General features: G+C 52.6%; 1 rRNA gene. It reads right to left on the bottom strand.

What is annotated here, in order from left to right:
- Nucleotides 1–904 (bottom strand): 16S ribosomal RNA (locus tag WN56_RS08580); the annotation flags it as partial.
- Nucleotides 905–956 lie beyond the last annotated feature (52 nt).

Raw genomic sequence — 956 nt, 5'->3', positions numbered from 1 at the left:
GTACTCCCCAGGCGGTCTACTTAATGCGTTAGCGCCGAAAGCCAAAGTCTAAACCTCAACCTCCAAGTAGACAGCGTTTACGGCGTGGACTACCAGGGTATCTAATCCTGTTTGCTACCCACGCTTTCGCATCTGAGCGTCAGTCTTTGTCCAGGGGGCCGCCTTCGCCACTGGTATTCCTTCAGATCTCTACGCATTTCACCGCTACACCTGAAATTCTACCCCCCTCTACAAGACTCTAGCCTGCCAGTTTCAAATGCGGTTCCGAGGTTGAGCCCCGGGCTTTCACATCTGACTTAACAAACCGCCTGCATGCGCTTTACGCCCAGTAATTCCGATTAACGCTCGCACCCTCCGTATTACCGCGGCTGCTGGCACGGAGTTAGCCGGTGCTTCTTCTGCAGCTAACGTCAAGCCATGCACTTATTAAGTACACCACCTTCCTCACTGCTGAAAGTGCTTTACAACCCGAAGGCCTTCTTCACACACGCGGCATGGCTGCATCAGGGTCTCCCCCATTGTGCAATATTCCCCACTGCTGCCTCCCGTAGGAGTCTGGGCCGTGTCTCAGTCCCAGTGTGGCTGATCATCCTCTCAAACCAGCTAAGGATCGTCGCCTTGGTAAGCCTTTACCTTACCAACTAGCTAATCCTAACTGGGCCCATCCCAACGCGATAGCTTACATGTAGAGGCCACCTTTGGTCCGTAGACATTATGCGGTATTAGCCGTCGTTTCCAACGGTTATCCCCCTCGTCAGGGCAGGTTCCCAGCCGTTACTCACCCGTCCGCCGCTCGACGTCCAGTAAATCCACCGAAGCTTCAATACTGCCGTTTCCGCTCGACTTGCATGTGTTAGGCCTGCCGCCAGCGTTCAATCTGAGCCATGATCAAACTCTTCAATTTAAGTTTTTTCGAAACCGAAGTTTCAGCTCAATGAATACTGATTACTGTTTCT

It is taken from the genome of Salinivibrio sp. KP-1 (assembly GCF_000968645.1).
Taxonomy (GTDB): Bacteria; Pseudomonadota; Gammaproteobacteria; order Enterobacterales; family Vibrionaceae; genus Salinivibrio; species Salinivibrio siamensis.
The sequence above is the reverse complement of the archived record's forward strand: the minus strand, read 5'-3'. Positions and strand labels throughout refer to the sequence as shown.